We start from the raw sequence: 1,277 nt of genomic DNA, 5'->3' as shown, positions 1-1,277 counted from the left end.
TGGTGGTCGTCGCGCTCGCGGTCGCCCGCACCGCCGCGCCGCCGCCGCCCGCGACCACCCCGGTCGTCGTGGTCGCCCGCGACGTCGCGGCGGGCACCGTGCTGGACGACGACGACGTCCGGCTCGGCGGGCTGCCGGCCCGCTGCGTGCCCGCGGGGGCCGGTCAGGACCCGGCGGACGTGGTGGGCCGCACGGTCACCGTGGCCCTGCCCGCAGGGCTCCCGCTGGTGACCGGCGTGATGGCCGGTGAGCGCTTCGACGTCGACCCGCCCGACGGGACCGTCGTGGTGCCCGTGCACCTCGCCACGGCGGTGGCCACGACGCTGCGCGCCGGGGACCGCGTCGACCTCGTGGCGGCGCGGGACACGTGGGGCCCGTCCGACGACGTCACCCAGGACCCGGCGCCCCCGGCGCCCTCGGTGCTGGCGCACGGGGCGCTCGTCGTCGAGGTGCGGACGGCGGCCGACGCGGACGGGGGCCTGGGAGCCGGGACCGCTGCCGCGGACCCGACGGTCCTGGTCGCCGTGCCGCCCGACGAGGGCCGCGCCCTGGCCGCCGACGCCGGCTCGGCGCTCGGGGCCGTCCTGGTGGGATGATCGCAGGGTTGACCATCCTGATCCGATCCGGGGGCACACCATGATCAGCGGGTTCAAGAACTTCATCCTGCGCGGCAACGTCGTCGACCTGGCCGTCGCGGTGGTCATCGGGGCGGCCTTCAGCTCGGTCGTCACCGCGCTCGTCGACGGCCTGCTCAACCCGCTCGTCGCGCTCATCGCCGGGGACACGGACCTCTCCCAGGTCCTGACGTGGTCCGTCGGCTCCCAGGGCACGGTCTTCTCGATCGGCATCATCCTCGACGCGCTGCTCAAGTTCCTGCTGGTCGCCGCGGCCATCTACTTCTTCGTCGTCATGCCGATGAACAGGCTCGCGGAGCGCCGCAAGCAGGGCGCCGAGCCCGAGCCGGCGTCGCCGCCCGAGGACGTGCTCCTGCTCCAGGAGATCCGCGACCTGCTGGCGCAGCGTCGCGACGCCTGACGCACCCTCCTCACCAGTGCGGCGGCACGTCCCGCCGGAGCCGGTCGTCGTTGCTCTCCGGGGCGTCGCCCCAGCCCGCGTCCGACGCGTCCGGGCTGCGTGGCAGCACCGACGAGTCCGGCGCCTCGGTGCCCGGTGCGGCGGTGCCGCCGGTCGCGCGACGGTGCCGTCGCCGTCGCGGGACGACGGGAGGCGGCGGCACGGCCGCGCCGTCCGGGGGCGGCCCGGCCGTCTCGTCGCTC

The 1,277-nt window shown here is 76.6% G+C and carries 3 protein-coding genes; 2 read left to right on the top strand and 1 reads right to left on the bottom strand.

Annotated features, from left to right (window positions below):
* Both IDM29_RS16740 and mscL read left to right on the top strand, forming a co-directional pair.
* Window positions 1–596 (top strand): SAF domain-containing protein (locus IDM29_RS16740; protein WP_188037840.1); only part of this gene is annotated, 596 nt, incomplete at its 5' end.
* Window positions 597–636: 40 nt separating this feature from the next.
* Entirely contained in the window at window positions 637–1,035 is a 399-nt protein-coding gene (gene mscL / locus IDM29_RS16735) for a large conductance mechanosensitive channel protein MscL (RefSeq protein WP_182113223.1), read from the top strand.
* 10 nt (window positions 1,036–1,045) lie between these two features.
* Here mscL and IDM29_RS17040 read toward each other — a convergent pair.
* The coding region (locus IDM29_RS17040) for a hypothetical protein (RefSeq protein ID WP_223148446.1) at window positions 1,046–1,277 on the bottom strand (232 nt) is incomplete at its 5' end.

This window comes from Actinotalea sp. JY-7885 (genome assembly GCF_014525465.1).
GTDB lineage: Bacteria > Actinomycetota > Actinomycetes > Actinomycetales > Cellulomonadaceae > Actinotalea.
The sequence above is the reverse complement of the archived record's forward strand: the minus strand, read 5'-3'. Positions and strand labels throughout refer to the sequence as shown.